The following is a 22,787-nucleotide window of genomic DNA, read 5'->3' as shown; positions in this document are numbered from 1 at the left end:
GCAATCTCTCGCCAGGACGCGCATGCATAGCTCAGCATTCGAAGCGAACGATCTGGAATGTTATGCGCTTCCCGGTCGACAGGTTGATCAACATTTGAGGGAGATGAGTGTGAAGATTCTGGTATCTGTAAAGCGTGTGATTGATTCGAATGTCGCGGTACGCGTCAAAGCGGATAGGAGCGGAATTGACATTTCGAACGCGAAAATGGCGATGAATCCGTTCGACGAAATTGCGGTCGAAGAGGCCGTTCGTCTGAAAGAGGCAGGCGTTGCGACCGAAGTAGTCGTCGTGTCGTGCGGGTCGGCACAATGCCAGGAGACCTTGCGTCAGGCGCTGGCAATCGGCGCGGATCGCGCCGTGCTGGTCGAGTGTCATGAAGAACTGCAACCGCTCGCGGTGGCAAAGATTCTGAAGGCTCTCGTCGACAGGGAGCAGCCCCAACTGATGTTTCTCGGCAAACAGGCGATCGACGACGACAGCAATCAGACCGGGCAGATGCTCGCCGCACTGGCCAGCCTCCCTCAAGCGACCTTCGCGTCGAAGGTGACGATCGAAGACGGCTGCGCTCAGGTCACACGCGAAGTAGACGGTGGTCTGGAGACGCTGTCGGTCAGACTGCCGGCGGTTATCACAACGGATCTTCGGCTTAATGAGCCACGCTATGTGACGTTGCCGAACATGATGAAGGCCAAGAAAAAGCCACTCGAAATACTGACGCCGGTGGAGCTGGGTGTAGAGGTAACGCCACGGCTGACGACCGTGTGCGTGGTCGAACCGGGCAAGCGCAGCGCCGGGGTGAAGGTGCCCGACGTCAAAGCTCTGGTGCAAGCGTTGAAGTTCGAAGCCAAGGTACTCTGAAGGAGACTCGAATGACCATTCTGATTATTGCTGAACACGACAACCAGACTATCAGGAGCGCAACTTTGAGCGCCGTTGCGGCAGCAGCGCAGCTTTCCAATGCGGGCGCGGGCGACATCCATGTTCTGATCGCGGGCAGCGATGCGGCGCGAGTAGCTGACGAGGCGGCGAAGATCGCCGGCGTCAGCAACGTATTATTGGCAGACGCCCCGCATTTTTCTGATGGGCTCGCCGAGAATATCGCGGCTCAGGTACTCGCCATCGCGCACGACTATTCGCACGTTCTGGCGGCCGCCACGGCCTATGGAAAAAATATTGCGCCACGGATTGCTGCGTTGCTCGACGTTGCGCAGATTTCGGATATCACCGCTGTGGAAGCCGTCGATACATTTCAGCGTCCGATCTATGCCGGTAATGCGATTGCAATAGTTAAGAGTGGCGACAAGCTGAAAGTTATCACGGTGCGTTCCACCAGCTTCGGGCCGGTGGCGGCGGTTGGCGGCACCGCGTCCGTGTCATCTCTTGTCCCTGTCGCCGACTGCGGTGTTTCGCGGTTCGTCAGTCGTGATTTGACAAAGCTGGAGCGTCCGGAACTGACGGCGGCACAAATCGTCGTATCCGGGGGACGTGGTCTCGGATCTGTGGAAAACTATACGAACGTGTTACCTCCCCTTGCCGACAGACTCGGTGCCGCGCTCGGTGCGTCACGCGCCGCTGTCGACGCGGGCTACGCTCCGAATGATTCTCAGGTGGGGCAGACCGGCAAGATTGTCGCGCCGCAGCTATACATGGCGATCGGAATATCCGGGGCAATTCAACACCTCGCCGGAATGAAGGACTCCAAGGTGATTGTGGCGATCAACAAGGACCTGGAAGCACCGATATTTTCAATCGCTGACTATGGTCTTGTCGGCGATCTGTTTGACGTAGTGCCAGAACTAGTGAGAGAGTTGGCCGAATAGGCAGAACCCGTTTTTGAAGGTAATCACCGGATTGCACGGAACATTCAAGATGACTGCACTAAAACTGGACGGAAAAGCGCTCTCGCAGCAAATCGAGCGCGATCTTACGCAGCGCGTTTCAGCGCTAGTCAAGACGCAGCAAGGACGTATCCCGGTCCTCGCCACCATCCTGGTCGGTGACGATCCATCGTCAGCCATCTACGTTCGGATGAAACGCAATGCGTGTCAGCGGGTTGGAATGGATTCGCGTCCCGTTGTGCTGCCGAAGGAAACAACAACGCAACAGCTTCTCGACGAAATTGATCGTCTCAACGCTGACGCGGACGTACGTGGCATTCTTTTGCAGCATCCGGTGCCGAGCCAGATCGACGAAAGGCGCTGTTTTGACCGAATCGCGATCGAGAAAGACGTTGACGGTGTCACGAGTCACGGCTTCGGGCTTATGGCGCTGGGTGAGCGTGCTTTCGGCTCGGCCACCCCTGCCGGCATTATGCGTCTCCTGCATCATTATCAGATTGACGTCGCCGGCAAATCTGCCGTGGTCGTAGGCCGAAGTCCCATTTTAGGTAAGCCGATGGCGATGATGCTGTCCAATGCGAACGCAACGGTCACCATCTGCCACTCGAAGACCGTGGATTTGTCAGAAGTCGTCCGCCGCGCCGATATCGTCGTCGGTGCGGTGGGAAAGCCGGAATTCATCCGTGCGGACTGGATCAGGGATGGAGCCATTGTCATAGACGCCGGATACCACGCCGGCGGCATTGGCGATATTGAGCTTCGCGGAGTGATTTCGCGGGCTCTCGCTTATACCCCGGTGCCTGGCGGCGTGGGTCCAATGACGATCGCGGCACTTATTTCTCACACCGTGGAAGCGACGGAGGCGAGCGTCAAAGCAAGTTAGCTGGACGGCGATACGTCCTGCAAGGCCGTGACGCCTTCGCGGTCTACCAGATAGTCACGTCCAGACTAATAGAGAGCCGGCGGGATCACCTGATGCGAAAGATTTCTCGATGCCGGTGAATGCGAACTGGTAACCCTTTCCTGGTCCGGAGTGACGCTAATGCCCGGCCGCGGAGTATGAGTTCGTGAAGAACGACGACGGCAGCAAGCGGCGAGGGATGAACGTGCAGAAACGGTAATTCTCCCATTGCTGTAGCAACCCATCCGATCAACCTCCGCATGCGGCGAGGAACATCATGACTGGCAGGGATTCATTCAACGCGACATATGCTACGTCCGAACGGACGCTGGGTCCCCAAGGTCAGGCGGCAATACTCGCAGCCGAATATATGGACGTTGTCTTTATCGACGGGTTGACGATCCACACAATCATCGGTATCGACCGCGACGAACTCTATCATCCGCAACCGGTGCGAGTGAATCTGTCGATCGGTGTAAAGGTGAATCGCGCATGCAAGACTGATCGCATTTCGGACACCATCAACTACGCGTCAGTTCGTGACGCACTACATCGGCTGTTCGCATCACATCGCCTGAAATTGCTGGAGGCACTCGCCGAAGCCGTTGCACAACTGGTGCTATTGGAACACGGTGCTCAATGGGTTCGAGTATCGCTCGCGAAACCGGCCAAGTTCGACGATGTTGAATCGGTGGGTGTGGTAATCGAGCGTCGTCGCCTTCCCCAACACGATGACGATCTCCACCGCGCGCTGCCATGTCGATGAAGATGTGACCCGCGTCACAGCTCGTCCGAGTCTCCCCAACTGACCTCGAGATTAGTTTGAGCGAATATCCGCATAAGCGCTGGTGCAGGTGCACGGTCCGTGATTAGCAAATCGACCGAATCTGGCCCGAACGCGTTAACCAGCGCGCTTCGACCGAATTTGGCGTGATCCGCCAGTACGACCCGTTGTTCCGCCTGTTCCAGAACGGTCCGCGAAAGCTCTGCATCGCACAGTTGCGAATCCATGAACAGGCCCTGCGCGGTGACCGATGAAACCGAGACGATTCCGTAGCGAACTCGAAATTGGCGAATAAACGAAAGTGCAGATTCGCCGAATGCAGAGGAGTCGTCGGTGCGCAATTCACCACCGGTCATGAACACGCGATTCTCATTGCGCGGGGCCAGGATGCGGGCGATCTCCGCTGAATTGGTGACCACCGTCAGGCGGCTGCGCTGACATAACGCGTGTGCCACGTGCACACAGGTGCTCCCTCCGTCGAGGATTAGCGTTTCACCGTCCTGGATGAGCTGTCCGACACGTGCGGCAATAATCTGCTTGGCTTCGGCATTCTCGAGCATGCGTTGCTGAAACGGAGGATCTTCCAGATGCCCCGGAAGCATTATTCCGCCATGCACCTTGAGTACCAGTCCATCCGCAAGCAAGCGCTTCACGTTGCGTCGAATCGTTTCATCGGAAACAGCAAGGATCTTCGCGAGTTCTGCGATCGAGCACGTCTTGTGCACACGCACGAGGCGCATGATTTCGGACTGTCGTTGAGTTGAGAGCATAGGCAGGAGGGATTCGAGGATAAAGACGAACGAACAGGTGCAGGTTAATGACGCGGAGAACTTTGTCTGGGCCGTCAGGAACCTGAATCGCAACTTGCCGGCTGAGAATGCAGCAGGGTCCTATTATACCGTCGGCAATTGATGCGTTAGCCAGGCTTGTACGAGTGTGAATTTCGTCGACTCGCTCACCGTCCAGCAACGCTTCGTCTCATGGCATTATTTGACTATCGCCGTAGCTTCCTGGAAATTTGTCTAATAAGGATAACTATGATTGATCGAAAAAGAGTAGTTTGCAACGGCCAACTTGACAAAGCCGTTCAGCAGGATCGCGTTGAGGACCAGAATCGTTACTGAGTTTCTGACTTTGGCCAACTGTTATCGTTCTGCCGGCATCGACCGCAGCGCGCCGGGCCCCTCACAATGAAAATCGCGCGAACAGTTGCTTGTGGTTGCGAACGGCCAGCTTCGCATAGGCATTCTTGCGATGCTCCGCCACGGTGTTCGGCGCGATGCCGAGTTGCCGGGCTATTTCCTTTGCACTCAGACCAAGCAGAATCCGGCTGCAGACCTCGAATTCGCGCGCGCTCAGCATTGGGCCGATTGCGGCAAGACGCTGTTCGATGGTCGGCGCGACAGCGGCATACTCCAGCAAGCTGTTAGCGGGGATGTGCGGGTTGCTTGTGACGAGCTGCCGATGCTTGTCCGCACTGGCGGTCACGATCGGTGCCACCGTGATGAGCCGCGCGTATTCGGAGCTGTCGAAATGCCCCTGGCTCGAATCGCGATAGAGATTGACCGCGATCCAGTTGTCGGGACCGAAGTGCTGGAGCAGGGACAGGCGATCGACGATGCCCGGTTTTTCGTAGCATGACATCCGGTAATCCGCGTTCGCAATATCTTCGGCCCGTTGTCTCTGGATATAGAGTTGCCTGCCCGAGTCGACGTTCGCGGCGCGCAACTGCCCAGTGGGGTCGGCGTTGTAGTGGCCGCCCAGATAGATATAGGCCGTGTCTTCCGCACAGGCCGGCGAAAGCGTACTGCCGGTGCCCAGCAGGTCGGGAGGCGTCAGCCTTGAAAAAGACAGGATGCACAGGTGGGCAAACCTGACCACTTGCGACAGCGAATCCGTCAACTGCCTGGCGTAGCCCGGTTCGCCCATGCGCCCGATCAGATCGATGGCGACGGAAACGCACGAGGAAGCCGGCTCCCGGTGAATATCAATGGTTCGCACATCCATGACAACCTCCCCGGAGCGCTGCCGGGCGTCGGCATAGCTCCCGTGTCCTTTTACGACCTGGTCTTTCCTGCTCTCGCACGGGCGGCCGGTGATTGCTTCGCGGGCCGTTAGGGCGCGATCCCGCTGAGCGCCGCGGTAACGCACGCGCGGTGGGCGGGGCGCCCTTGCGCTGCGTCAGCGGAGATATTCATGAAATCCGCCGCCAGAAAAAGTCTGGCAAAGTCTGGAAAAACCTGACTCAATGCTCATCATTATTGAGTATGCTTTGTATTGTTGAGTATAGATCGATGATTTTGAGCGGTCAACCAAGGGGCGAGGGCGTGCAGAAGGGCGTGATCGCCGGAGCAGGTCATGACGCCGGGCATTTCCTTGCGGCTTGGGTCTTGAGCCGCGAGCCGTCGAAGCTGGCGGATGCGCAGATTCCCTTGAACGAGGTAACGAGGTAACTGGATAGAAACCCCCCATGAATAAAGGCATACAGTCGATCGAGCTGGGTTTTCTGCTGCTGGACGCCTTGCTCGAAGCCGGCGAGCCGACGCCGATGAGCCGTCTCGCGGCGAGCGCCGGGATGACGACGAGCAAGGCACGCGCTTACCTGATCAGCCTGATGAAGACCGGCCTCGTGACGCAGGTCGGCGAGGCGGGGCCCTATGAGCTTGGACCATCGGCCATCCGCCTGGGGATGGAAGCGCTGCGTCGCGTCGATGCGATGCAGACGGCGCGGCGCGTGATGGCCGAACTCGATCAGACGACGCATTTGCCGGCCGTCCTGACGATGTGGAACGGCAACGATGCCACGATCGTCGCGCAGAACGAAGGGCTGCGCGATTTCCCCGTCGATTTCCGGGTGGGGCGGGCGCTTTCCGCGTTGACCCGTACGGCAGCCGGCCGGGTTTTCATCGCTTATCTGCCGCAGGCCTGGACCGCGGCGCAGGTGCGGCGCGAGCTTGCCGGGAATCCGCGGCATGACGATACGCGTCACATCACCGCGCGCTATCTGAAAGAGCAGATCGCGTTGGTGCGAGAGAACGGCATGGCCGTCGTGGACGGGTTTCGCGTTTCCCCCGGCATCCTCCTCGACGGCTACTCCGCGATCGCCGTGCCGGTCGTCGATCAGGTCCAGCGGCGCTGCTTCGCCGTATCGATCATCTTCAATCGCGACAGCGATGCGGCGCAGCGCGCAGCGTACCTGTCCGCTGCGCAACAGGCACTGAGCCATACCGTGCCGGCCTTTCCCTTGACCGCCTGACGGCGTCTCCGGCGTTAGCACCGCCGGTTTGTTCGAACCGGCTGATCGACCTCCTGCGCGCATCGCACGGCTTCGCCGGGAGTCCGGATGCGACGCATGCCTCCTGTCGATGAGGGAGGTGGCGAGAGCCTGCCTCCTACCTCGATGGGATGCCGCGCAAGCGCCGATCGCGCTACGCTGCTCCAAATCACAAAAGGCCCAGCGTGTTGGGCCGGACGGAGACAGTCCCCATGCGTAGCTGGACCACCCGGGCGCGTGCTGTCGACGCGCGCCTGTCGATCGAGGTGATCGAATCGTTGACGCGCTCGCTCGGCACGCCTGCCTGCACGCGCACGATACTCGATGCGTTGAACCGGTTTGCGACGGTCGATCATTGCGCTTTATTCGTTCGACTGCGCGACAACGATCTACGCATGCTCGCCACCGAGAGCCGCGTATCGCGTTCGAACGCGGCCCGCGCGGCAATGCATTACATGAGCGAAATGCATCTGTACGACGCAGGCAACGACGCGTCGATTGCGATTCGCGAGACTGGCTGCGAATCGGTTCATCTCCGGTACCGGACGCGCGAAGAGGTGACCAACGCGCGTTATCGTTCGGCGTGCTACGAGCACGTTGGCATCGAGGACCGGCTCACGATGTCGAATCAGCATGCGGGCGGTACGGCAACGTTGCTCCACTGCTATCGCGACCAGAGCACCGGGCGATTTTCCGACGCGGAGCTCGAAGCGCTTACGCAGGTCGCGCCGCTCTTCCTCGCGTTCGCGCAGGCGCACGCCAGATTCACGATCCCCCGCGATATCCCGATCTCGCGCTGGCGGGAATCGCTCGACCATAACGCCGGCGTGGCGCTGTCGTCGCGCGAACTGGACGTCTGTTCGAGTCTGCTGAGCGGCCGCACGCTGGCGGACACCGGCCAGAAGCTCGGCATCAGCATCAACACGGTCATTACCTACAGCCGCAGGGCGTACGCCAAGCTCGGCGTGGGGTCCGTCCGGGAACTGCACGACCGCTTGATTCGGGCCGGCGAAACGGCCTGCGCCTGATGATCGACGCATGCTGAACGCCGGCTTGAACGAATGAAGCGGCGTTCGACAAGTACGACACAAAAAACGAAAAACACCTATTGGAGACACCGACGTGAACATCGCTCTATCGGATGAAGGAAGCGAAAGCCGGCAAGACCGTGAGGATCGGCTGTACCGCAAGATCACGCTGCGGATCGTGCCATTTCTGTTCATTTGCTACCTTGTTTCATTCCTCGACCGGATCAACATCGGCTTTGCCCATCTCGAGATGACGCGCGACCTGCGCATCAGCGAGGCAGCGTACGGTCTCGGCGCGGGGATCTTCTTCATCGGCTATGTGCTGTTCGAAGTACCCAGCAATCTGTTGCTGGCAAAAATCGGCGCAAGGCGGACGTTCTGCCGGATCATGGCGTGCTGGGGCATCGTGTCGGCTTGCACGATGTTCGTTCAGACCGCGTGGCAACTCAACGTACTGCGATTTCTGCTCGGGGCATTCGAGGCCGGTTTCTTCCCGGGGATCGTCCTGTACCTCACGTACTGGTTTCCGCCGAGGCGCCGCGCTACGGTCGTCTCATGGTTCTTCGCCGGTGCGGCGCTGGCCGGCATGCTGGGTGGCCCACTTTCCGGCTGGATCATGCACGGCATGGCGGGTGCGCACGGCCTGCGCGGCTGGCAATGGATGTTCCTGCTCGAAGGCATACCGGCCGCACTGTTGGGCGTGGTGGCCTTCTTTCTCCTCGTCGACCGCCCGGAGCAGGTGAGTTGGCTCACTGACGACGAAAACTCGGCGCTGCGGCAGGCGTTGTCAGCCGAGCAGCAGGAAAAGCGCGCGGTTTCCGCCGCTTCGGTGTTCGACGCCTTTCGCAGCGTGCGTCTCTACTGGTGCGCCTTCATCTATTTTGCGCTCGCCTGCGGTTCCTACGCGATCAGTCTCTGGCTTCCCGTGATGCTCAGGGAGGCCGGCGTCAAGGACGTGCTGATGATCGGGATGTACAGCGCCATTCCGTACGGTATCGGCGCGCTCGGTATCGTGCTGATATCGATGCACTCGGATCGCCGGGCGGAGCGGCGTTTGCACTTCACCGTGTGCTCGCTCGCCGGCTCGGCCGCGTTGATGGTCGTTGCGGCCTTCGGCGCCAGCCTGGGTGTGGCCGGGACGCTGGCCACGCTCAGCATTGCGGTCGTGTTCATCTATGCGGCGATTCCGATCTTCTGGTCGATGCCACCGATGTTTCTGTCCGGGAAGGCTGCTGCCGCAGGCATTGCCCTGGTGAGCAGTCTTGGTTCGCTGGGCGGCTTCGCGAGCCCATGGCTGATCGGGCTGATCGCGACCCGCACGGGGCGGCTGGGAGACGGTCTGTATGTGATGGCGGCGCTGATGATCGTCAGCGGGTTGTCGGTGCTGATTGCGCTGCCGCACGCAACGCGGCTCCGGAAGGCGCTGGCCTGAAACCATTCAAAAAATCATTGGAGACGCACGTGAAAAAAATATATATAGGAATGCTACTGACATTTGCTTCGATGGGCGTCGCCCGTGCGCAAAGCAGCGTCACTTTGTACGGCATCATTTCCGTTTCGATGGAGGCCGTGAACAACGCCGGCGGATCGTCCAACTACCAGATGGTAGGCGGCGTACCCCAGCCCAGCCGGTTCGGCTTCAGGGTCAGAGAGGACCTCGGCGGCAAAAGCGCGGTTATCGCCACGCTGGAAAACGGGTTCGACAACGTCAGCGGGAAGCTGGGCCAGGGCGGCAGGCTGTTTGGCCGGCAGGCATGGGTCGGGCTGACCAATCCGCAATGGGGGACGCTCACTGCGGGGCGGCAGTACGACGCGTTCTGGGATTATTTCACCTCGATGGCAACACTGGTCGGCAATATCGGGCAGGTGGACCATCCCGGCGACGCCGACAATCTCATTGGAACATGGCGATACAGCAATTCGATCAAGTACGTCACGCCCACGTACCGCGGCCTCAATGCGGAGGTGTTGTACGCGTTCAGCAACGCGGCGGGGGCGTTCGGCATCAATCGCGCGTATAGCGTGGGTGCAGGCTACCAGACCGATCGTTTCAGGATCGCCGTTGGCTATGTCCAGATCGATCAGCCGGGCATGGCTAATCCCAACGGCGCAGTGAGCAACGATTATGGCGGCGCGCCGTTCCTGCTGTTTCGAAACAGCCCGCTGAATCCGTCTGTGGGCGTGCAACGGCAGCGCAACTATGGAATTGGCGGTTACTACGATTTCGGCAACGGTTTACGGTGGGCCGCGCTGATCGATCAGGTGCATTTTACGTATCTCGATCAATCCAGTTTCACGTTGACGAACTACGACACCTCATTTTCCTACCAATTTACGCCGAGCCTTTCTGTTCTGGGCGGCTACATTTATTCGCATGGCCGATACGGCGGCCTTGATGCCCGCTCGCACTGGAATACGGCTGTGCTGAGCCTCGACTACTACCTGTCGAAGCGCACCGATATCAGCCTGACCAACAATTTCCAGCGTGGTTCAGGGAACCTTGCGACCGCCGGCTTCTATCTGAATGCGCCTTCTACGAGTGGCACGCAGAACGTCGTGATGCTCGGGCTGCGGCACAAATTCTAGCCGATACCACGCTATCGGAAGAAGTTTGCCGGCGCGCTGGCCGTGTCACGTTATCCCCTTGAAAAAGCATGCTGTTCGTCACGTCGGATGAATGGTTTGTCACCACCGCTTGATGACATGAGTGCATGTCTTGGAACGGTATGCTTAATTCTACTCAGCATCATCCTTGCAACGTCGAACGGCTCTGAGTTCAGGTCGTTCCATGCAATCAGTCGACAAGCCGTCATATCAGAGGATCGAGTTTATGCAACAAGCTGCCTCAACCGTGTTTCCGCCGAAGCTGACGCTCTACTACAGTCCCAAGGCCTGTTCGCTGGCTTCACACATTGCGCTTGAAGAATCGCGACTGCCTTATGAAGCGGTATCCGTCGATATCCGCGCTGGCGAGAACGTCGGCCCGGACTATCTGAAGATCAACCCGGGCGGCATCGTGCCGGCGCTCGTTGCGGGAGACGCTGTAATTACCGAGTCGCAGGCCATTCTGGCGTATATCGCTGACCTCGCCCCGGAGAGCGGGCTCATACCTCGTCCCGGCACCCGTGTTCGAGCAAAGGCGCACGAGTGGATGAACTGGATTTCCAGCAGCCTGCACGTCACGTATCGATCGATCTTCAGACCCCAGGCTTATGCGGGCGAGAGCCCGGATGCGATTGCCGCGGTGCGGGAGCACGCAGGAAAGAAGCTGGCGAAGATGCTCGTCGAGATCGAGAGGCGATTGGGCGATGCGCCCTATGGGCTCGGCGAGGACTTCTCGGTGGTCGACGCTTACCTGTTCGTGTTCTATCTGTGGAGCTTCGACGAGCGAATCCAGGCGGAGCTGCCGGAGCGGCCCCGGTACGCCGCGCTTGCCGCGCGCGTTTGGGCACGTGATGCGGTCCGTGTGGCGGTTACGCGCGAACGGGCAGTGCGCGCCTACGAACTGCCGCCGCAATTCGCGTCTGATCCGGTGACCGAAGAATGAGCCTCTACGCGCTGCAGAAAGCGATCTACGAGGTCAACCGCGACGTCAACGCGATGACACGCTACCGCGCAAACCCACCTGTATTTGCCGAGGGTTACGAACTGACAGTGGAAGAGGCGGCGGCGTTGAGCGAGCCGGATATCGGTTTGCTGTACATACTGGGAGTAAACGGTCAACTGCTGATGCACTTTGCTGCGGCCTGTGGCTACGAGTGGAATGCGTATATCGACGCAATGAAACACGGTCTCGAGGTACACGGCCCGGTCCGCGAAGGACTATACGCAAAGAAAGGAGTACGGCGATGAGTCTTGTTTTTGTCGGGGTCTGCAGCCATGGGCCGGGCATCACGGCGCGCAGCGAGCGTGCGGACCCGGACCAGTATGCACGCCTGCAAGCCGGATATGCGCGCATGAAACGCGCGCTGGAAGACGCGCGGCCCGACGCGCTGGTGATCATCGCCGCAGAGCACTTTGCCAACTTCTTCATGAACAACATGCCGTCGTTTGCGATAGGCATGGCGCAGCACTATGAAGGTCCGATTGAAGACCCGGAGTGGTTGCGCATTGCTCGCCGGAACGTGCCGGGAAGCACGGCGATTTCGCGCAAGCTGATCGACGGTGTGATGCAGGAGGTCGACGTCAGCTATTGCGAGGAGTGGAAGTTCGATCACGGCGTGATGGTGCCGTTGCACCACCTGACACCCGATTATGGCTTGCCGGTCATTCCCGTCAACATCAATTGCCAGTGCCCGCCGATGGCGCCGTTGCATCGCGCTTACGCCCTTGGCGAGGCGATTCGTCACGCCGCGGAAGGTATGTCTGAACGTATCGCGGTGATCGGAACCGGCGGTATCTCTCACTGGCCGTGCACACCCGATTCCGGAACGATCAACGAGGCTTGGGATAGGGATTTTCTCGAGCGATGGATGCGCAACGATCGCGCCGCATTGCTCGAATACTCCGATGAGGAAATCTACCGGGAAGGTGGTCAGGGCGGCTACGAAATACGCACCTTCATTGCGGCGGCGGGTGCGGCGCACGGCTCGCGCGGCGATATCTGGTGTTACGAACCCATTCCCGCGTTTTCCTGTGGATGCACGATAGGCGTGATGAATCTCGATCACGCATAGCGATCTGGAAAGACCGTTTTTGCGCGGTCGAATTTCAACAAACTGGAGATGACACAATGTTTTTGAAGAATTGCTGGTACGTAGCGGCCTGGAGCCATGAGCTGATCGACGACGCGCTGGTGGGAAAGACCTTGCTCAACGAGAAAGTGCTGCTTTACCGGGGGCGCGACGATAACGTGGTGGCGATCGAGGATCGCTGCTGTCACCGGGGCGCGCCGCTGTCGCTTGGCCGGCTGGAAGGGAACTGCGTGCGCTGCATGTACCACGGGCTGCTGTTCGACAATACGGGCGCCTGTGTCCAGATTCCGGGGCAGGAATCGATTCCTCCGAGTCTCAAGGTAAAGAGCTATCGCGTTGTCGACACCGGGCACCTTGTCTGGATCTGGATGGGCGATCCCGCATTGGCCGACGAAGCCGCGATTCCGGACTTCGAGTACCTAAAGAAACCCGAGTGGCACGGTATGCCGGATTATCTGCACTATGACGCGAACTATCTGCTGATCGCGGACAATCTCGCCGACTTCAACCATGTTTCGTACGTTCATACGAACACGCTCGGCGGCTCCGAACGTTATGCCGTCGAACACGAGCAGAGCCCGCTGGAAAAGCGCGACGACGGTTTCAAGCTGACCAAGTGGCACATGAACAGCGACTTGCCGCCGTTCGTCAAGAAAGTCGAAAAGAAGATGGGCAAGGTGGACCGCTGGAATACGGTGGAAATGAAGGTGCCTGCTTTCTTCTATCTCGAGTCAGGCTTCTCGCCGGCCGGCAATGGACTCAAAGAAGGCAACCGTGACGGTGTGATCGAGTTCCGGAATTTCCAGGCGATGACGCCCGAGACCGACAAGACCACCCACTTTTTCTGGGTGTACATGCACAACCAGAAAAAAGACATCGACCTGATTTCGCATTCGTTGCATGCGAGCATTCTGGAAGGCTTCTACGAGGACAAGCTCATCATCGAGACGCAGCAGAAGGTACTCGACGCGGACCCGCAATTCAAGTTGAAGGCAATCGCCGCGGATGCGCCGCTGTCGCACCTGCGATGGCTCATCGAGAAGCGCGTCAAGGAAGAAAGTCTCAAGGTCTGAGCCGCGCGTATTCGGCGGTTTGAACCATGGCGGACGGCGAAGCGACGTGCACGCCGCCTCGCCTTCGCGGTACCCCAGGATGATGATCCGATGAAAAAGATACAGGTTGTGATTGAGCGGCGCACGGACGAGGCGAAAGACGTCGTGAGCCTTGTGCTGCGCCGGCCGGACGGCGAAAACTTGCCGGCATTTTCTCCAGGCGCGCATATCGATCTATTTTTGCCCAACGGAATGACGCGCCAATATTCGCTTATCGGCGACTGCGGCGACTGCGACGAAACGGATCGCTACGAGATAGCCGTCTCGAAGGCTGCCAATAGCCGTGGCGGGTCACTATGCGTGCATGTGGCGTTGAACGAAGGCAACGCGCTTGAGATCAGCGAGCCGCGTAACAACTTTCCGCTGCAACCCGGGCACGACACGTTTCAGTTCATTGCCGGCGGCATTGGCATTACGCCGATTCTTTCGATGATCCGCCACTGCGAACGCCGCGGCTGGCCGTGGCGCCTGCTGTATCTGGCGCGCAGTCGCGCACACGCGGCCTTCCATGGGGAGCTCAGCGCGTTTGGCCCCGACCGTGTACGCTTTCATTTCGACGATGAAGCAGGGTTCCTGTTCGACTTCGCACACACTTCGTTCATCGTGGAGTCCGGCGTGCCGATCTACTGTTGCGGCCCGGCGCCTGTCATGAAAGCGGTGGAGGATTTCGCGTTGAGCCATCCGGACAACGCGGCCTTTTTCGAATGGTTTTCGCCTCCCGTGGAAAGTGGGGCGGGCGGGGTGGCCACCGGGTTCGACATCAGGCTTCAGCGCAGCGGGCAAGTCCTGCACGTACCCGAGGACAGAACAATCCTCGACGTGCTCGAAGAGCACGGGTATGCGTTACCCTGTTCGTGCCGCGAAGGGATGTGCCGCACCTGCGAAACAGGCGTGATAGACGGTGTGCCGGATCATCGCGATTACGTGCTGTCCGGCGGCGAACGCGCAGCAGGCCGCACCATGATGATATGTGTATCGAGGGCGAAAAGCCCCATGCTCGTACTTGACGTTTAAAGCCACGGTTCAAAGGACATCGGAATGGAATTCGACTACGACCTGTTTGTGATCGGGGCGGGCTCCGGCGGAGTACGGCTGAGTCGCGTAGCGGCTTCGTATGGCGCGCGGGTGGCGATCGCGGAGGACAGTCTTGTGGGTGGAACCTGCGTGATTCGCGGCTGTGTTCCGAAGAAACTGCTTGTCTATGCGTCGCACTTCCCACATGAGGTGGAAGACGCCGCGGGCTACGGCTGGTCGTACCCACCGGGTACTTTCTCATGGCCCGCACTGATCGCGGCGAAGAATCGGGAGATTGCCCGTCTCAATGGCGTGTATATATCGCTGCTCGAGCAATCGGGCGTGCAACGGTATGACGGCCGTGCAACGGTTGCCGATATCCACACCGTGGAAGTGGCGGGGCACCGCGTCAGCGCGCGTCACATTGTGATTGCTACCGGTGCGAGGCCCGTGCTGCCGGCCGTCCCGGGCATTGAACATGCCATCACGTCGAATGAGGCGCTTGATCTGGCATCCCAGCCCAGGCGAGTCGCGGTGGTGGGCGCCGGCTATATTGCAGTCGAGTTCGCGGGCATATTCAACGGCCTGGGTACGCAGGTCGACCTGTGGTATCGAGGCCGGCAGATTCTGCGGGGGTTCGACGAAGACGTCCGCGAGGCGCTGGCGGGCGCGATGACCCGCCAGGGCATCTCGATTCGAACCGAGACCGGTGTACTCGGCTTGGAGAAGCATCCGGACGGAACGATCGAACTGCTGTTCGAGGGCGGCGTGCACGGGCGCTACGACGCGGTACTGTATGCAACGGGTCGGGTGCCGAACAGCGCGCACCTGGGGCTCGAGGAGGTGGGCGTTGCGCTTGACAGCAACGGCGCCGTCGAGGTCGACGAATATTCGGCAACGAGCGTGCCGTCGATTCACGCGATCGGTGACGTGACCGCGCGTCCGCAATTGACGCCGGTTGCCACGCGCGACGCAACGCTGCTCGCCGCGACGCTGTTCGGTAACGTGCGGCGCGCGGTGGATCACGAGTATGTTCCGTCGGCCGTTTTCAGCACACCGGAAGTCGCGACGGTCGGCCTCACCGAAGAGGCGGCGCGTGAACGCTACCACGCGGTCGACATCTTCAAGACCTCGTTCAAGGCACTGCGCCACACGTTATCGGGCCGTGACGAACGCACGCTGATGAAGCTCGTTGTCGATCGCAGTAGCCAGAAAGTGGTGGGGGCGCACATGGTCGGACGCGATGCGGCGGAGATCGTCCAGGGTATCGCGATTGCGGTTAAGGCCGGAGTGACCAAAGCGCAGTTCGACGAGACGATCGGGATTCACCCAACTGTTGCCGAAGAGTTTGTCACGATGCGTTAGTTCGTGGCCGCAGAAGACGCTACCCATGTCTCTGACTTTCAAAGCGTCGGAGCCTTGCGGCGCACCCCCCCACACTCAGCCCCCTCTGATTCCACGCCCGATCTTTGCGAACGACACCAGCATCGCCGTCAATGCCGCTGCAATCGGCGACAACGGCGGGCTGGCGCGATGGACGATGCAGATCGTGTAGACCTTCTGCTGTTCGCGGATCGGAATGCGTGCCAGGCCGTCGCGCATCAGGCTGTGCGTCAATACCGCTTGCGGCAGGGGCGCGAGCAGATCGGTGCGGGCGATCAGCGACAGTGTGTCGAACAACGAGTCACACACCACGGCGACATTTGGCTGGCCGAGCCCTGCCTCGGCGAACAGGTCCAGGATGCTGCTGCCGGGCGCGCCGAGACTGTCCGCTACCCCCGTGATAACCCATTCGCAATCGACCAGTTCCTTGATCGAGCGGCTCTTCGCAAGCGGGTGATCGCGTCGGCCAACGATCGACGGTTCAGTCGGGAATAGCGGAATGATGTGCAGCCCGGTCGCGTCGAAAGGCTCCGGTACCGGCGTGATGGCGATATCGAGCTGACCTGAGCGTACCGCCGGCAATAACGAATGTGACAGGCCGTGCGTGACGTGAAGCCGTGCCCGTGGATAGCGGCGGCGAAACTCGGGCAGCACGGCCGGCACCAGATGAATCGATGGCGCGGGGGACACACCGACATCCACCTCGCCAACTTCGTCGCCGCGCAACTGGTTCAGATCCGCTTCGGCGCGGTCGCATTCGCGCAGGATGATCGCAGCGTGATCGAGCAGGCGTTCGCCGAATGCAGTGAGTGCGACCCCGCGCGAAGTACGAACGAACAGTGACGCCTGCACCGACGCCTCCAGTTTGGACACGCTTTTGGTGAGCCCCGCCTGCGACACGCCGAGCGCGCGTGCGGCCGCGCGCACCCCGCCCTGATTCACGATTGCCGTGAAATCGCGTAATTGCTGCAATGTCATGTCGGTACTCCGTGCGGCGAAAGTGATCGCTAAAGGCGAACATGATAGCTAAAAAAGGCTTTCCTGGTTATCTCCAAGATGACACGATTCAGTCAGACAGAAACCCGCGCAGTCGGGGCACGCCCACCCAGGAGCGAACTGGACAGACCCCTTCAGGAGGTTGGAGACATGCAGGAATTGTTTAAACACCGTCGCGTGATTTTTGCGTCGACGATCGGTAACGTGCTGGAGTGGTACGACTTCATCGCATTCGGTTATCTGATGGGTGTGATCTCACGCCACTTCTTTCCGGCCACGGCCGGATCGTCGGCCACTCTTCTGACCGCGGCGACATTCGGCGTTTCGTTCGTAGCGCGTCCGGTGGGCGGCATCGTGCTGGGTATCTATGCCGACCGCGCGGGGCGTAAGGCTGCACTGTTGCTGGTCATCGCGATGATGACCGTGGCAACCGCCCTGATCGGCCTTGCGCCGACCTACGCGCAGGCCGGCGTGGTAGCGACCGTCATCATGGTGTTTGCCCGAATTCTGCAGGGCATTTCGGCCGGTGGGGAGTTCGGCAGCGCGACCTCGATGCTGGTCGAATCCGCGCCTGCGAACCAGAAGGGCCTGTTCGGCAGTTTTCAGATGTTTGCACAGGCGGTGGCCGGGGTTCTTGCGTCGCTCGTCGGCGTGCTGATCACGCAGGGCCTCACGCTGGCGCAACTGGAGTCATGGGGCTGGCGGCTGCCGTTCCTGTTAGGGCTGCTGATCGGACCCGTCGGCCTCTATATCCGCAACCGGGTGGACGAACCCGAGCTGTTTCGCGTGACGCGGGAACGCGAGCCTGGCCTGCCGTTCGGGCAACTGCTGCGGACTTACTGGCGCGAAATCGTGATCGCGAGCGGCTTGGTGGCGGGCACCACCATCATGCAGTTCGTCTTCAACATTTATATGCCGACCTACGCGGTGCAGTACCTGCAGATGCCGCCGAGCACGCCGTTCGTCGTGATCGCGATATCGGGGGTGGTGCGCATTCTGGCATGTCCCGCATTCGGTGCCTTGTCTGACCGGGTCGGACGCAAGAGCGTGCTGGCGTGGGGCTTCGTGTTCAGCCTGGTCGCTGTGTGGCCGTGCTTTGCGTGGCTGAAGGCCGACCCGGTGATGAGCACGCTGCTTGCGATCGAATTGCTGTTCGGCGTGCTCGGCGCGGCGGTGCTTGGCCCGCTCTCTACCGCGCTCGCGGAGATGTTCCCCGTGAGTGGACGCTCCAGCGGTCTGTCGGTCAGCTACAACCTGTCGACCACTGTTTTCGGCGGTTTTACGCCTCTCATTGTGACGGGCCTGATTGTCGCCACCGGTGACCGGATGGCCCCGGCGTATTACGTGATTTTCGGTGTCCTGCTTGGTCTCGCCGCTGCGTTGGCGTTACCTGGCGCGGCCGCGAGCCCAACGGCGCGAGACGCGCCGCAACATGGCTGACGCGGCTCGGGCGTCGAACTCAACTCTCTCCAATTTGCAAGGAAATGACTCCATGAATATGACAGGCGGACAAGCGCTTGCGCAGCAACTCGTGCGCGAAGGAATCACCGACATTTTTGGCATTCCGGGTGTCCAGCTCGACTGGGCGGTGGAAGCCCTGCGTCAGCAGAGCGACCGGATCCGCTACTGGGTGCCGCGTCATGAACAGGCCACCGCGTATATGGCCGACGGTTACGCGCGCACGACCGGGCGCATCGGCGTCAGCATGGTCGTGCCTGGCCCGGGGCTGCTCAATGCGATGGCGGGACTATCCACCGCCTACGCTTGCAATTCACGGGTACTGGCCATTACCGGCAATATTCATTCGAGCGGGCTCGGCCGCGGCTATGGGCTGTTGCACGAAATCCCGAATCAGACCCAGGTGCTGGCCAGCGTCACGAAATGGCAAGGCAGTGCGGCGGTGCCGCAAGCCATTCCAGGACTCGTGCGCGAAGCAGTGAAGCAGTTGCGCAGCGGTCGGCCGCGCCCGGTCGGTATTGAAATTTCGCATGACGTACTGAGTGCGAGCGCCGATATCGCGCTCATCGATCCGCCTGCGAACGAGGACGATGCCGGCCGAGTGCGGCCTGATCCAGTCGCCATTGCCCAGGCCGCTGGACTTCTCGAGCGCGCACGCTTTCCCGTGATCTACGCAGGCGGCGGCGTGCTGGCCGCTGGCGCGAGCGAGGCACTGCGCCGTTGTGCGGAAAAATTGCAGGCCCCGGTCGTACTCGACGATAACGCGCAAGGCGCCTTGTCGAGCCGGCACCCGCTTGCGCTGAATACACTCGGCGGCCGCGCCGTGTTCCCGCATGCCGACGTGGTGCTGGTGGTGGGCAGCCGCTTTCTGGACATCATGACGCCTGCACCGTCGTGGCCGGGCGCGGGTATTCGCTACATCTATCTGAACGCCGACGCGGCCGACTGGTCGGCGCCACGTGCCCCAGGTCTCGGTATCGGCGCCGATGCCCGGCTCGGTCTCGAAGCGTTGTGTGACGAACTGAGCGGCGTGCGCCGCGCGCCCCCGGCCGACCTTGACATCGTGCGCGCCTGGGCACAGCGTCAGGCAGACGAAATCGAGCCGCAGAGTGCGTACACGCGCGCGCTGCGCAGCGCGATTCCGGACGACGGCATCCTCGTGAACGAACTGACGCAGGTCGGCTATTTCGCGCGGCTGATGTATCCGGTGTACCAGCCAGGCACGTTCATCACGCCGGGCTATCAGGGCACGCTCGGCTATGGGTTTGCCACTGCGCTCGGCGCGGCTGTCGGCAACCCTGATCGTGCGGTGGTCAGCATCAACGGTGACGGCGGCTTCGGCTGGAACATGCAGGAGCTGGCGACGGCGCGCAAATATGGCGTGGGCCTCGTCACGGTCGTGTTCAACGACGGCCATTTCGGCAATGTGCGTACGATCCAGAAACAGACCTTTGGCGAGAACATCGCGGTCGAACTGTGCAACCCGCATTTCGACCGGCTGGCCTCTGCCTTCGATCTCGATTTCGAGCGCGTGACCAATCCGCAGCAGCTCGAAGGGGCGGTACGCAATGCAATTGCCGCACGTGCACCTGTGGTGATCGAAGCGCAGGTCGGCGAGATGCCGAGTCCCTGGCATCTGTTCCGCCTCAAGGCGCCACTCAAGCTGGCTGGCCGTGAAGCGCCACCCAATCCGCTTGGCGAACCGGCCAAGGCGGCATAAGGGGAAGGGCGTGGAAAACTTCGATACTTTCTATTGTGACGGCGGCTGGATTCCCGTTGCCGGGCGCGCCAGGCTCGCGGCCTTCGACCCGTGCACCGAGCGTCAATTTGCTTCGATTGCCGTGTGTGACGCGGACGATGTGGATGCAGCGGTAGCCGCGGCGCGGCGCGCGTTCGATGCGTGGTCTGCCACGCCGGTCGCGCAGCGCTGCGCGGCATTGAACCGCGTGCGTGATGGCATTGCGCGCCAGGTCGATGGCTTCGCCGCCGATCTCGCCCAGGAGATCGGCGCACCGCTATGGGTGTCGCGGCAGATGCAGGTGCCGATGCCCTTGCGTAATCTCGAACTGGCGATCGAGGCGATCACTTCGATGGCGCTTGAAACACGCGTCGGCCATTCGCTTGTCGTGCGTGAAGCCGTGGGTGTGGTGGCGGCCATCACGCCGTGGAATTTCCCGTTGCATCAGATTGTCGCGAAGGTTGGCGCGGCGCTCGCCGCCGGTTGCACGGTTGTTCTCAAGCCTAGCGAGCTGGCGCCGCTGGCTGCCCGGCGCTTTGCCTCGATCGTTCACGAAGCCGGCTTGCCGCCGGGCGTATTCAATCTCGTATGGGGGGATGGGCCGGGGACGGGCGCCGCGTTGGCGGCCCATTCCGGGGTCGACATGGTGAGCTTCACTGGGTCGGTAGCGGGCGGGCGTGCGGTGGCGCGTGTGGCCGCCGACTCTGTAAAAAAAGTGGCGCTTGAGTTGGGCGGAAAGTCGGCCACGATCCTGCTCGACGACGCGCCGCTCTCCGACGCGGTGTCGACCGTGCTGCGCCAGTGCTTTACGAATAGCGGCCAGATTTGCGCGGCACAGACGCGGTTGCTGGTGCCCGATGCTCTTCTGGATGAAGTCGAAGCCTTATGTGCACAACACACCCGGGACTGGATCGTAGGCAATCCTGATGGTCAGGAAACGAGGATCGGACCAGTCTCCAACCGCCGTCAGTTCGAGAGCGTGCAACGGCATATTGACACCGCACTGTCTCAAGGTGCGCGGCTCGTGGCCGGCGGTGCCGGTCGTCCCAATGGTTGTGAACAGGGCTATTTCGTGCGGCCGACCGTGTTTTCCGCCGTGACGTCAGACATGGCGTTGGCGCGTGAGGAGGTCTTTGGTCCCGTGCTGGCGCTGATGAGCTACGCAGATGAAGAAGAAGCGGTGGCAATCGCCAACAGTACGCCCTATGGACTGTCGGGCGGCGTATGGAGTGCCGATGTGCAGCGAGCGCTCGGCATTGCCCGGCGCCTGCGTACCGGACAGGTCATCGTCAATGGCGCGCCACAGAATCTCGCCGCGCCGTTCGGCGGCTATCGGCAATCGGGCATCGGACGCGAAAACGGCCGTTACGGTGTCGAGGAATTTTTCGAGTTGAAGGCAATTCAGGGAGGATGTACTCATGCGTGATACCAGCGAAACGGCGCTGCGGCTACCGGCCCACATCCACGCGACGAAACCGTATCAGCCGGGCAAGCCGATTGACGCTTTGGCGCGTGAAATAGGCGTTGAGCCTGAGACGATCGTCAAGCTGGCATCGAACGAAAATCCGCTCGGCATGAGCGACGCCGCCCGTGCCGTTCTGATGGATGCCGGCACCGAACTGGCCCGGTATCCCGACAACGATTGCCACGCATTGCTCGATGCGTTGTCGCGCAGGTTCGACGTGCCTGCCGGCTACCTGGTGCCGGGCAACGGTTCGGAGTGCGTGCTGGGATTGGCGGCCACTGCGTTTCTTGAACCCGGTCGCAATGCTGTCTACGCGCAGTACTCGTTCCAGGCGTTCGTCAACGCCGTGCAGCGCACCGGCGCTTCACACAAGGTGGTGCCGGCACAGAACCACGGCTGCGATCTGGACGCGATGCTCGCCGCCCTTGATGACAATACCGGACTTGTCTACCTCGCCAATCCAGGTAATCCAACCGGCTCGTTCGTGTCGGGCGCAGCGCTCGAGCGTTTTATTGCCGAAGTACCGAGCCACATTCCTGTGCTGCTCGATGAGGCGTATAGCGAGTATTTGCCGCTCGACGACCGCTATGACAGTCTGGCATGGGTGCGGCGCTTTCCCAATCTGATCGTGACCCGAACCTTCTCGAAGGCGTATGGACTGGCCGGGCTGCGAGTTGGATACGGTGTTGCGCAACCTTCGTTGGCGGCCTTGCTGAACCGCATCAGACCTGCCTTTGTGGTGACGGCTCTGGCAGAGCGCGCAGCGGTCGCGGCACTTAACGACGAGGCTTTTCTGGCGCGCAGTTGCGCTGAGAACCACAAAGGGTTGGTCCAATTCTATGCGGGCTTCGACTCGCTAGGCTTGCACTACCTGCGCTCGCACGCGAACTTCGTTCTGGTTCGGGTTGGCGATACGGCCGCGGTCAACGCAAAGTTATTGCGTCAAGGTGTGATCGTAAGACCGGTGGGGGTGTATGGCCTGCCGGAATGGCTGAGGATTTCGGTCGGCACCGAAGCGGAGAACGCACGATGCCTGGCTGCATTGAGAACCGCGCTGGAAGCTTGACTTAGCCGCGGGGTATGTCGTTCGCAAGCATCGCT

At 60.7% G+C, this 22,787-nt stretch carries 20 protein-coding genes and 1 pseudogene; 18 read left to right on the top strand and 3 right to left on the bottom strand.

Translation table 11 applies throughout. The features are described 5' to 3' along the window. Positions 1-109: 109 nt before the first annotated feature. The 4 genes and pseudogenes from GH665_RS35080 to GH665_RS35065 all read left to right on the top strand — a co-directional run. A complete protein-coding gene (locus GH665_RS35080; RefSeq protein ID WP_174771776.1) occupies positions 110-859 on the top strand; it encodes an electron transfer flavoprotein subunit beta/FixA family protein in 750 nt (249 codons plus the stop codon). 11 nt (positions 860-870) lie between these two features. Beyond that, positions 871-1,821, top strand: coding sequence for an electron transfer flavoprotein subunit alpha/FixB family protein (locus GH665_RS35075; protein ID WP_153141641.1), 951 nt, complete (start codon positions 871-873; stop codon positions 1,819-1,821). A gap of 49 nt (positions 1,822-1,870) precedes the next feature. Then, positions 1,871-2,722, top strand: coding sequence for a tetrahydrofolate dehydrogenase/cyclohydrolase catalytic domain-containing protein (locus tag GH665_RS35070; RefSeq protein WP_153141640.1), 852 nt, complete (start codon positions 1,871-1,873; stop codon positions 2,720-2,722). A gap of 388 nt (positions 2,723-3,110) precedes the next feature. Next, positions 3,111-3,458, top strand: a pseudogene (locus GH665_RS35065) (dihydroneopterin aldolase); the annotation flags it as partial. 62 nt (positions 3,459-3,520) lie between these two features. Here the strand turns inward: GH665_RS35065 and GH665_RS35060 are convergent. Both GH665_RS35060 and GH665_RS35055 read right to left on the bottom strand, forming a co-directional pair. Next, positions 3,521-4,294, bottom strand: coding sequence for a DeoR/GlpR family DNA-binding transcription regulator (locus GH665_RS35060; RefSeq protein ID WP_153141638.1), 774 nt, complete (start codon positions 4,292-4,294; stop codon positions 3,521-3,523). A 415-nt stretch (positions 4,295-4,709) separates the two neighbouring features. Next, positions 4,710-5,531, bottom strand: coding sequence for a helix-turn-helix transcriptional regulator (locus GH665_RS35055; protein WP_153141637.1), 822 nt, complete (start codon positions 5,529-5,531; stop codon positions 4,710-4,712). A 463-nt stretch (positions 5,532-5,994) separates the two neighbouring features. On the opposite strand from GH665_RS35055, the gene GH665_RS35050 reads away from it, so the two are divergent. From GH665_RS35050 to gor, 10 genes are all read left to right on the top strand, one after another. Continuing rightward, a complete protein-coding gene (locus tag GH665_RS35050) occupies positions 5,995-6,780 on the top strand; it encodes an IclR family transcriptional regulator (RefSeq protein ID WP_153141636.1) in 786 nt (261 codons plus the stop codon). A gap of 230 nt (positions 6,781-7,010) precedes the next feature. Then, positions 7,011-7,826, top strand: a complete 816-nt coding sequence (locus tag GH665_RS35045) for a helix-turn-helix transcriptional regulator (RefSeq protein ID WP_167531043.1) — start codon at positions 7,011-7,013, stop codon at positions 7,824-7,826. A gap of 94 nt (positions 7,827-7,920) precedes the next feature. Continuing rightward, positions 7,921-9,258 carry an MFS transporter gene (locus GH665_RS35040; protein WP_153141634.1) on the top strand — a complete coding sequence of 446 codons (1,338 nt, stop codon included), beginning with the start codon at positions 7,921-7,923 and terminating at the stop codon, positions 9,256-9,258. A gap of 50 nt (positions 9,259-9,308) precedes the next feature. Further along, entirely contained in the window at positions 9,309-10,412 is a 1,104-nt protein-coding gene (locus GH665_RS35035; RefSeq protein WP_153142461.1) for a porin, read from the top strand. Positions 10,413-10,656: 244 nt separating this feature from the next. Continuing rightward, positions 10,657-11,373 carry a glutathione S-transferase family protein gene (locus tag GH665_RS35030; RefSeq protein ID WP_153141633.1) on the top strand — a complete coding sequence of 239 codons (717 nt, stop codon included), beginning with the start codon at positions 10,657-10,659 and terminating at the stop codon, positions 11,371-11,373. Beyond that, a complete protein-coding gene (locus tag GH665_RS35025) occupies positions 11,370-11,678 on the top strand; it encodes an aromatic ring-opening dioxygenase subunit LigA (protein ID WP_153141632.1) in 309 nt (102 codons plus the stop codon). Before GH665_RS35030 ends, GH665_RS35025 begins: the two co-directional genes overlap by 4 nt. Next, entirely contained in the window at positions 11,675-12,502 is an 828-nt protein-coding gene (locus tag GH665_RS35020) for a DODA-type extradiol aromatic ring-opening family dioxygenase (RefSeq protein WP_153141631.1), read from the top strand. Before GH665_RS35025 ends, GH665_RS35020 begins: the two co-directional genes overlap by 4 nt. Positions 12,503-12,558: 56 nt before the next feature. Further along, a complete protein-coding gene (locus GH665_RS35015; RefSeq protein WP_153141630.1) occupies positions 12,559-13,593 on the top strand; it encodes an aromatic ring-hydroxylating dioxygenase subunit alpha in 1,035 nt (344 codons plus the stop codon). A gap of 90 nt (positions 13,594-13,683) precedes the next feature. Continuing rightward, positions 13,684-14,646: a PDR/VanB family oxidoreductase gene (locus GH665_RS35010; protein WP_153141629.1), complete on the top strand. Its 963-nt coding sequence runs from the start codon at positions 13,684-13,686 to the stop codon at positions 14,644-14,646. A 24-nt stretch (positions 14,647-14,670) separates the two neighbouring features. Further along, positions 14,671-16,011, top strand: a complete 1,341-nt coding sequence (gene gor, locus GH665_RS35005) for a glutathione-disulfide reductase (protein WP_153141628.1) — start codon at positions 14,671-14,673, stop codon at positions 16,009-16,011. A gap of 75 nt (positions 16,012-16,086) precedes the next feature. Here the strand turns inward: gor and GH665_RS35000 are convergent, their stop codons facing one another. Continuing rightward, a complete protein-coding gene (locus GH665_RS35000; RefSeq protein ID WP_153141627.1) occupies positions 16,087-17,007 on the bottom strand; it encodes a LysR substrate-binding domain-containing protein in 921 nt (306 codons plus the stop codon). 168 nt (positions 17,008-17,175) lie between these two features. Between GH665_RS35000 and GH665_RS34995 the strand changes: the two genes are divergently transcribed. From GH665_RS34995 to hisC, 4 genes are read left to right on the top strand one after another with little or no spacing between them, the layout of a single operon-like run. Beyond that, positions 17,176-18,465: an MFS transporter gene (locus tag GH665_RS34995; RefSeq protein ID WP_153141626.1), complete on the top strand. Its 1,290-nt coding sequence runs from the start codon at positions 17,176-17,178 to the stop codon at positions 18,463-18,465. 52 nt (positions 18,466-18,517) lie between these two features. Next, a complete protein-coding gene (locus tag GH665_RS34990) occupies positions 18,518-20,203 on the top strand; it encodes a thiamine pyrophosphate-dependent enzyme (RefSeq protein WP_153141625.1) in 1,686 nt (561 codons plus the stop codon). Between the two features lie 10 nt (positions 20,204-20,213). Beyond that, complete coding sequence (locus tag GH665_RS34985) at positions 20,214-21,647, top strand: aldehyde dehydrogenase family protein (protein ID WP_153141624.1); 1,434 nt, start codon at positions 20,214-20,216, stop codon at positions 21,645-21,647. Next, positions 21,640-22,752, top strand: a complete 1,113-nt coding sequence (hisC, locus tag GH665_RS34980; protein ID WP_153141623.1) for a histidinol-phosphate transaminase — start codon at positions 21,640-21,642, stop codon at positions 22,750-22,752. Before GH665_RS34985 ends, hisC begins: the two co-directional genes overlap by 8 nt. Positions 22,753-22,787 lie beyond the last annotated feature (35 nt).

The sequence above is a fragment of the Paraburkholderia agricolaris genome (assembly GCF_009455635.1).
GTDB lineage: Bacteria > Pseudomonadota > Gammaproteobacteria > Burkholderiales > Burkholderiaceae > Paraburkholderia > Paraburkholderia agricolaris.
This window is presented reverse-complemented; position numbering and strand designations above follow the sequence as displayed.

Coding starts and splice junctions, on each gene's coding strand:
- GH665_RS35075 (WP_153141641.1), top strand. CDS start 871: ATGACCATTCTGATTATTGCTGAACACGACAACCAGACTATCAGGAGC.
- GH665_RS35070 (WP_153141640.1), top strand. CDS start 1,871: ATGACTGCACTAAAACTGGACGGAAAAGCGCTCTCGCAGCAAATCGAG.
- GH665_RS35060 (WP_153141638.1), bottom strand. CDS start 4,294: ATGCTCTCAACTCAACGACAGTCCGAAATCATGCGCCTCGTGCGTGTG.
- GH665_RS35055 (WP_153141637.1), bottom strand. CDS start 5,531: ATGGATGTGCGAACCATTGATATTCACCGGGAGCCGGCTTCCTCGTGC.
- GH665_RS35050 (WP_153141636.1), top strand. CDS start 5,995: ATGAATAAAGGCATACAGTCGATCGAGCTGGGTTTTCTGCTGCTGGAC.
- GH665_RS35045 (WP_167531043.1), top strand. CDS start 7,011: ATGCGTAGCTGGACCACCCGGGCGCGTGCTGTCGACGCGCGCCTGTCG.
- GH665_RS35035 (WP_153142461.1), top strand. CDS start 9,309: ATGCTACTGACATTTGCTTCGATGGGCGTCGCCCGTGCGCAAAGCAGC.
- GH665_RS35030 (WP_153141633.1), top strand. CDS start 10,657: ATGCAACAAGCTGCCTCAACCGTGTTTCCGCCGAAGCTGACGCTCTAC.
- GH665_RS35025 (WP_153141632.1), top strand. CDS start 11,370: ATGAGCCTCTACGCGCTGCAGAAAGCGATCTACGAGGTCAACCGCGAC.
- GH665_RS35020 (WP_153141631.1), top strand. CDS start 11,675: ATGAGTCTTGTTTTTGTCGGGGTCTGCAGCCATGGGCCGGGCATCACG.
- GH665_RS35015 (WP_153141630.1), top strand. CDS start 12,559: ATGTTTTTGAAGAATTGCTGGTACGTAGCGGCCTGGAGCCATGAGCTG.
- GH665_RS35010 (WP_153141629.1), top strand. CDS start 13,684: ATGAAAAAGATACAGGTTGTGATTGAGCGGCGCACGGACGAGGCGAAA.
- gor (WP_153141628.1), top strand. CDS start 14,671: ATGGAATTCGACTACGACCTGTTTGTGATCGGGGCGGGCTCCGGCGGA.
- GH665_RS35000 (WP_153141627.1), bottom strand. CDS start 17,007: ATGACATTGCAGCAATTACGCGATTTCACGGCAATCGTGAATCAGGGC.
- GH665_RS34995 (WP_153141626.1), top strand. CDS start 17,176: ATGCAGGAATTGTTTAAACACCGTCGCGTGATTTTTGCGTCGACGATC.
- GH665_RS34990 (WP_153141625.1), top strand. CDS start 18,518: ATGAATATGACAGGCGGACAAGCGCTTGCGCAGCAACTCGTGCGCGAA.
- hisC (WP_153141623.1), top strand. CDS start 21,640: ATGCGTGATACCAGCGAAACGGCGCTGCGGCTACCGGCCCACATCCAC.